Source organism: Sphingobium sp. D43FB (assembly GCF_002312805.1).
Classification (GTDB): Bacteria; Pseudomonadota; Alphaproteobacteria; order Sphingomonadales; family Sphingomonadaceae; genus Sphingobium.
On the sequence record NZ_NMUA01000069.1, the window covers coordinates 1 to 6,986 of the forward strand.

A 6,986-nucleotide genomic window follows, 5' to 3' on the forward strand; every position below is an offset into this window, starting at 1 on the left:
GATGCCACCACGTGAGTGGACCATGGCGAAGGCGCAATTTGCCGTGATCTTCGGCGAACGTTTCATCAGAGCCATGGCGGCCTGATGATCAACCGCCCGCCCGCACACGGAAATCCTGACACTCCCGCAGCGAGGTGATGGAGGAACCCGACATGTTGACCGCGTCAATCCGCTTCTCGATCTGTGCCGCCATGTCACCGGCGCGGTTCGCCAGTATCTTGATCTCGCCAGCGACCACGGCAAACCCTGCTCCGGCACCTAATTCCCGCGCCGCCTCTATTGTGGCATTGAGGGCTAACATGTTCGTCTGGCTGGCAATCTGCCGTATCGCACGTGTGGCAAGATCGATCGCCTCGATCTCTCGCTGGAGCTCATTATTTGCGCTCATGACGGCCTGAGCTTCGGCTTCGGTCTTTTCCATGGTTTCTTGGGTCGCGACCGACTGCGTGCGAATTTGCCCAATGGCAGCGCTCAGATCCTGCACATGAATTTCGATCTTATGTACTGCCTGGGCGGAAGCATGACTACGGTCGCGGACAAGTTCCGTTCCGGCAAGTTGCCTGGCGAGAGCGTTCAGCGTATCCTGGGCGCTTGCCTCGAGTTGGTCGGCCTGCCGCAACAGGGATGTGGATAGATCGCCCACGCTTTCGGCGAGGAGGTCAGCTACTTCCTGTGCTGCCTGTCGCAGCCCCTCCCGATGCTGCTCCTGCTCCCGCGCTTCACGGCGGGCAAGGGCAGCGATTTGCTCTCTAGCCTGTTCAGCTTGCCGCCGCGCCTCCTGTTCAGCGAGCCGTGCGGACTCTCTCTCTCCTGAAATCTGCTCGGCCTGCCGCTGGCCCTCCAATAGCGAGTTGTGAGACCGAAGCATGGAATGGGAAACGGCCAGGAAAAACAAGGTGAAGAGGAAGCCAGCACACACCAGGATCCACGCCAAATTCTTAAAGACCTCAATGCCGGGTAGGACGGGAGCCCAGTGGATATGACCCAGTTCGAGCCCCGATGGACTCACCAGCGTATGAACGGGAGAGAATTCATCGGAACGTGCGGCGGTTTCCAGTTGAATATCCGCAAGTTCAAAAGCTTCTTCCCAACTGTTGAACAGGCTCTCGTCAAGCGGTCGCACAATCACCACATAGCGTAGCGGACCGACCGGTTTAGGTTGGCTGGCGGAAAAAGGCAGAATGGGAGCGCCAGCAAACAGTGCCGGGCGCCCCCTGTACAGTTCGATGAAAGATGATAGTTCCAGCTTGGTGGGATCCTCCACTTGTGCGGGCAGTGTCCTTCGTAAATGTTTCAAGGCTGCCGGAGCGTCGAGGGCCAGTGAAGATGGTATTGCTTTGGTCGGCTGCCACGCGAAGATGGTTCCACCCTTTTCTTCAATGACGTAGAGGGGCAGGGCTCCCCCGAAGTTCGAGGCAGCCCATTCGCGATCGATTGCACCATATAGGTGATTAACGGCATCATCCCAAAAGGCGTAATCGCGAGCCGCGTCTCTGAGCGAGCTTGCTTCTCGGTTCAGTGCGCCGGACACCATCCGTGTTTTTTCCAACGCTGCTGCTTGATTGGTCCGCGAAATCAGAACGCTTACGAGTAGGCTGCAGGTGACAAACGTCACAATGCCTAGCGCCAGCAGAGGCCAGATAGAGCGCGGAATGCGCCGCGCTCTATCTACAAACCGGGCTACACGCCACATGCTTTTCCTGCCCCTGCCCCAACCAAGATAGACCGTACGCGAATATGACTGGGAATAGTTCTCAAGTTATTAAGCTTAGGGCTATCCTAGTGTTGTTGCCCCCTAAAGGCCGGACAGTTCCTCACGGGTTGAACGTTCGATAAACTCTCTTGGCGATCTTGCCGTCATGCCGGCGTTCCTCGCGGCGTCCGGCGTGGCGCTGGAGCAGTAAGCCATGCAGCTTCATGACGCGGTAGACGCGCTTTGGATTGGGCGCTGCGCGCCCGTTTTTTTCCGCCTCGCGGCGCAGCAGGGCATGCACGCGCCGATAGCCATAGGTTGGCAGGTCGGCGATCAGCCTGCGGATATCGGCGGCGAGTTCGGCGTCGGGCAAGGGCGGCCGCCCGCGACGCCGTCGTTCTGCTGGTCGTTGCATTGCGGAGAGATGCGGTCGTGACATGCCGACGGCATCTGCAACGGCGCTCACCGTCCACCCTCGGGCCACGAGGTCGAGCGCAACAGCTGTTTTTTTGGGCCTGCGGCCCGGGAGACAGCCTCGCGCAGCAGCTCGTTCTCCATCGTCTTCTTGCCGAGCAGGCGCTGCAGTTCGCGGACTTGTGCCTCAAGCGCGCGGTAGTCAGATGCGGCCACAACTTCCTCGCCGGCCGCAGCAGCTGTGAGTGCACCCTGAGTCATCAGCCGTCGCCAGGTGAATAGCTGGTTGCCCGCGATGCCATGGCGGCGGGCGACCAGCGACACCGAGTTCCCCGGCAAATAGGTCTCCTCAACGATGCGAATCTTCTCCTCGGGCGTCCAGCGCCGACGGCGCTGCACCGAGGTAATGACCTCTACGCGGTCAGAGGTGGCCGGGTTGATTTGAACAGGGATCTGCAACGGTTAAGTGGATCGTCTGCCGGTTTCATCGAACTGCCGATATGGGGCGTCATGTCGGGAGGGCGTAGCCGACCAGAGTGACGCCCCATATCGGCGGCCAAATTCAAGCTGCCATCAACATGGGCAGGTTGTCAAAATAGGTCTGGTCCGGCGTCTTGGCAGCAAGGCTCGAATGCGGCCTCCTACTATTGTAGAAGCTCAGATACCGACCGATCGATGATCGGGCTTCGCTGCCCCCGCCGTAGGCGTGCAGATAAACCTCTTCGTATTTCACCGAGCGCCACAGGCGCTCGACCATCACATTGTCGCGCCATGCGCCCCGACCGTCCATGCTGATGGCGATTTCTTCGCGGAGCAACACGCTGGTGAAGGCCATGCTCGTAAATTGGCTGCCCTGATCGGTGTTCAAGATCTCCGGTTTGCCGAAGCGCGCCAGAGCTTCCTCCAGTGCCTCGACACAGAAGTCGGCTTCCATCGTGATCGACACCCGCCAGGCCAGGACCTTGCGGCTGAACCAGTCGACGATAGCCACGAGATAGACGAACCCCTTCGCCATCGGAATGTAACTGATGTCGGTCGCCCATACCTGATTGGGCCGTACGATCGCCAGCTTGCGCAGCAAATAGGGATATACCTTGTGCCCCGGCGTCGGCTTTGAAGTGTTCGGGCGGCGGTAAATCGCCTCGATCGCCATCTTCTTCATCAGCGTAGCTACATGCTGGCGGCCGATCTTCATGCCTTCCTGCCGCAGTAGATCGCGCAGCATGCGACTGCCTGCGAACGGAAATTCCAGGTGCAACTCGTCGATGCGCCGCATGATCGCCAGATCAGCCTCCGAAACCGGTCTGGGCAGGTAATAGACGCTGCCCCGGCTGATCCCCAGTTCCCGCGCCTGCCGCGCCAACGGCAAACTGTGCGAACGATCGATCATCGCTTTGCGCTCGGCAACAGACCGGCCTTCCCGAGCGCGCCGGCCAAAAAATCGTTCGCCAGCGTCAACTCGCCGATCTTGGCGTGCAGCGTCTTCACGTCAATCGCCGGCTCGGCCGTTGCCGACGCATTGTCCGAATCAAATACCCCGGCCGCGCCCTCCAGCAACTGGCTACGCCACGTCGTGATCTGGTTTGGGTGCACGTCAAACTGCTGCGCCAACTCGGCCAGCGTCTTCTCCCCCTTCACGGCAGCCAATGCTACCTTCGCCTTGAAAGCCGGGCTGTGATTCCGGCGTGGTCGTTTGCTCATTTCTACTCCTGTCACGCGGCCATCCTGGCCGCCGTCAGGCAGAAAATCCACTCATCTCAATGTCCAGATTTCCCAGGCCACCTCTGTCATATGTTCCAGTCATACGGTCAGGCATATGCATCACACTTCCATAAGTGTGAGAGACTGTCAGGCGTTTTTGGGGGCTACTTCACCTAGCCATAGGAGAAGTGTCATGGGATTATCAGAATTTGACCCCGCCGCTCGCAAGCGAGTGTAGTGGAACGCGGGACGAAAAGTTGACGCGAAGCGAGCCCTCAAGCCCCGCCAGATTTGAGCAGTCCGTTTATTCCTTGATCAACACCGACGGGTTCGAGATCGAGCGCTTTTTGATCTCGCTATCGATAGCAAGCTGCAAGGTTGCGACCTTGTGAAAATCCGGATCAGTGACATTGTTCGTGATCGCAAAATCCGGACAAGGGCGACCGTCGTTCAGCAAAAGACCGGTCGACCAGTTCAGTTTGAACTGATGGACGATGCTCGCGCCAGCCTGCTCAAGTGGCTCGAACTTCGCGGCGGTTCTCTGGATGAGTTTGCCTTTCCAAGCCGCACCGATCACGCAAAGCACATAAGCACCCGACAATATGCTCGCCTGGTTGATGAATGGGTCACGGGAATTGGCCTGCCTAGCGAGGATTATGGAACCCACTCGCTGAGGTGAACGAAGGCATCGATCATCTACAAGGCGACCGGTGTCAACGGCGGTCAGATTCCAGCCCATCGGGGCGGAGTAAAAGCAGGCCACTGTGATGCGGGCCTGACGATATGAAGAGGGCCCCGATCGGGGCCCTCTTCATATCGTTGTGGTCATTGATCAGGTGGCGGTGATCTGGCCAGTGCCCGGTCGACGACCGGAGTGGCCTGGTTTTGCTCCGGCCCGGCAGCACGGCGGCGGGCGGACTGCTTAAGGCGGTAGTTACCTTATTGATCGCTTTTAGCAGATCGATGCTGGCCATGCTTCCCCTCTCATCCGCGATATCTCTCGCTGCGCGCCGCGCTTGCCTGCTCCATCACAGCCACGAGTTGGTCGAGCAAGCGGGCGCTGCGCTTCGTGAGTTCGGCGTCGAAGCGCTTCGCCCAGTCGCCCTCAACATCGCGCGATTGCGCGAGTGGAGCGATGACCGGGATCAATCGCTGTTCGATGAAGCGGCGAGCAGCCGGGCCCACAAGCTGGAATTGCGCCAGCAGCGCCGCAAGGTCATCGGGCCGAACGGTATCGGGATGATCGGCCTTGCCGATCGCGAAGGAGAGAATGTGATTGTGGGCGTCGCTCAACGTGATCGGTACGAGATCGTAGAGCGGTGCAAGCCGCGGATCCGCGCCCGCGTCATAGAGCAGGGCATGGTTCTTGGCATGGTTGTCGGTGTTGCCGATGGCGAGGTTGAATATGGTGGCCCTCAGGAACGCGTCTCTCGACTGAGCGGGACTTGCCGTCCGATTCAGGACTGTGGCGATCGCGGCGGTATCGTAGCGATAGCCTTTGCGGCCTTCGCGCTCGTATTTGAGGCGAGGCGGCAGCCCGAGAGCCTGCGCGAAGTCCTCCTGATGTCGGCGATAGATCATTCCGTCCTTCACGACGCGGTCATAGCGCGTGGCGAGGATCACTTCATACTGGTCGATCCAGAACGAGCGCGACGGCGCCGTGTCGAGACCGGCATAATCGGCAAGACCCGCGCAGACCGCTTCGTAAAAGGCTTCCCGCGGAAACGTGGACTCCGGCACTTTGAGGATATGCGTCGTCGGCGCGCCGCTTCCTGGCTTGGGTATAGCGTAGCGATTGTCCGGCAGCAGCGTCAGGGCCACCTTGCGCTGGTAGCCCGAGACGGGCGACGGGTCGCGCAGTTCATCGGGGAGCGGCTGGTTGTTGCCGAGACGCCGGACGATATCGGCGAGCTGGTCATTGTCGATCGCGTCATAGTCGCGATCGAGGACTCCGGGTATCTTGATCCGATCCGCACCCGCGGGAAGGCAGGAGAGGGCGCCGGACAGGTCGGCGCCAAGATGGTATAATATGCCCGCAATATCGCTGCGCTCGAGACGTTCGCGCACGACGACCTGGTCGAGCTGGTTGTTCTCGGGCAAGAGATTCTGGAAGAAGGCACGCGAGACGCGCTCGTCATAGGAGCGTTCGGCAAGCGGTAGCGACAGCGAGATCGGATGGGCCCCCTCGCGCGCTAGATAGTCCGCGGCATAGGTAAAGCCGAGATCACCGGCATCGCTGGTCGCAAGCGTACCCACAGGCCGGTCGAAGGCCTCAAGCCAGACGTCGAGCGTGGTCATGACTGCCTTGCCCGCGCGAACACGTCGATCCCGGCAGCGAGACAGCAGCGCAGCACGCGTTCGGCCTCGACGCTTCCCTTCCCCGCCTCCAACTCGGACACGAAGCGGCGTCCAACGCCGGCCAGGTCGGCAAAGCGCTGCTGGTTGAAGCCGAGGCGGACCCGAGCCTGCTTCACCAGTTCGCCTATGTCCGCCACCGATGTCACCGACACCCCGGCGTTTCGCTCCCTGCGCGGCCCGGCTTCTTTAGGTGCGGTCTGCGCCGAGGGAGGCAAGGTGACGGGCGTGGTGGTGCCCTTGGCGTGCGAAACCGAAGAAAGGGCCGAACGCCGTCCAGTGAGAATGTCCGAGATCGCTCTCTGGCCGGCGGTCGATAGACCGCCAATGTCAGTGGACCGCAGCGCGTGGCCTAGCGAGCCTTCCCCCGTGGCGGCACTATCGATCGTGGATTTGGATGGCTTGCTCACGTCATGCTCCTGTATGGGAGCATATATGCCATCATACCCGCACTAACAAGCTCTCTGATCCCGTTCGGTGTCAACGAGTGACGGCTAAAGATTCCCGTACGGGGGCACATCGGCCTTGATCAGCGCCGGTACGGCAATCTTGCTCCCGATCGGGTGCATGATGTATCGACAGGCTTCGTAATGACAATAGTTCGAAGAACAACTTGTAAACACTTATAATCGTCGCCAGCCATAGGGGGTTGTCGGAAACGACATCGACACTGAAACCCGATCCTAGTACCGGTGCAAACACCATATGTGGACGGCCTCCCCTTGCAATGGGAGAAAGAAGATTTTGATCGGATCGCTAGCGTTCATATGTCCGGCCTGTATGTGCGCTCGTAAATGAACGCTGGCCAAGATGGTTTCCGCGA

6 protein-coding genes and 1 pseudogene are annotated in these 6,986 nt (G+C 59.9%); 1 reads left to right on the forward strand and 6 read right to left on the reverse strand.

The annotated features are described in order from the left end of the window. Positions 1–88: 88 nt before the first annotated feature. From SxD43FB_RS22565 to SxD43FB_RS22580, 4 genes are all read right to left on the reverse strand, one after another. Positions 89–1,615 carry a methyl-accepting chemotaxis protein gene (locus tag SxD43FB_RS22565; protein WP_176482900.1) on the reverse strand — a complete coding sequence of 509 codons (1,527 nt, stop codon included), beginning with the start codon at positions 1,613–1,615 and terminating at the stop codon, positions 89–91. A gap of 199 nt (positions 1,616–1,814) precedes the next feature. After that, entirely contained in the window at positions 1,815–2,159 is a 345-nt protein-coding gene (locus tag SxD43FB_RS22570) for an IS3 family transposase (protein WP_096064041.1), read from the reverse strand. Next, on the reverse strand, positions 2,156–2,566 hold the full coding sequence (locus tag SxD43FB_RS22575) for a transposase (protein WP_096064042.1): 411 nt from the start codon (positions 2,564–2,566) through the stop codon (positions 2,156–2,158). Before SxD43FB_RS22575 ends, SxD43FB_RS22570 begins: the two co-directional genes overlap by 4 nt. A gap of 103 nt (positions 2,567–2,669) precedes the next feature. Beyond that, a protein-coding gene (locus tag SxD43FB_RS22580; RefSeq protein WP_096064043.1) for an IS3 family transposase occupies positions 2,670–3,808 on the reverse strand; the annotation gives its coding sequence in 2 pieces (ribosomal slippage) (positions 2,670–3,541 and positions 3,541–3,808; 1,140 coding nt in all). Positions 3,809–4,001: 193 nt separating this feature from the next. Here SxD43FB_RS22580 and SxD43FB_RS22585 point away from each other — a divergent pair. After that, positions 4,002–4,484 (forward strand): annotated as a pseudogene (locus SxD43FB_RS22585) (tyrosine-type recombinase/integrase); the annotation flags it as partial. Positions 4,485–4,792: 308 nt separating this feature from the next. Here SxD43FB_RS22585 and SxD43FB_RS22590 read toward each other — a convergent pair. Continuing rightward, positions 4,793–6,106 carry a type II toxin-antitoxin system HipA family toxin gene (locus SxD43FB_RS22590; RefSeq protein ID WP_096064044.1) on the reverse strand — a complete coding sequence of 438 codons (1,314 nt, stop codon included), beginning with the start codon at positions 6,104–6,106 and terminating at the stop codon, positions 4,793–4,795. After that, entirely contained in the window at positions 6,103–6,573 is a 471-nt protein-coding gene (locus SxD43FB_RS25640) for a helix-turn-helix domain-containing protein (RefSeq protein WP_217988829.1), read from the reverse strand. The genes SxD43FB_RS22590 and SxD43FB_RS25640 overlap by 4 nt, the downstream gene beginning before the upstream one ends. Between the last annotated feature and the right edge of the window lie 413 nt (positions 6,574–6,986).

What these genes read in the sequence shown, in the direction of transcription:
- SxD43FB_RS22590 (WP_096064044.1), bottom strand. Translation starts at nt 6,106, where the DNA reads ATGACCACGCTCGACGTCTGGCTTGAGGCCTTCGACCGGCCTGTGGGT.